1 protein-coding gene is annotated in these 241 nt (G+C 55.6%); it reads right to left on the minus strand.

The genetic code is table 11. The annotated features are described in order from the left end of the window. Positions 1-241: hypothetical protein (locus RMT89_RS45110; RefSeq protein WP_315889546.1), on the minus strand; the 241-nt coding region annotated here is incomplete at both ends.

Genomic DNA, 241 nt, shown 5'->3' on the forward strand with positions numbered 1-241 from the left:
TTGAAGCGCTCTTGCGCTCTGTTCTGCCTCTTCTTCTTCTTGACGGTTTTTCTCCAGCTTCTTGGCCGCAGAAGCCAGTGATTTGGCGGCCTCCAGGATATCGTCTACCCGCGGTGCGATCTCCTCCAAAGAGGCAGCGGGATACTCGACGTGATCTGCGGGCAGCTGAAACGGAGCGACATTATCCTTGTGAGCGCCAGCAGCCTGTGTTTCTTCGTTGGCGCTGAATCCAGCATTGTCA

The sequence above is a fragment of the Streptomyces sp. P17 genome, from assembly GCF_032436805.1.
Lineage (GTDB): Bacteria > Actinomycetota > Actinomycetes > Streptomycetales > Streptomycetaceae > Streptomyces.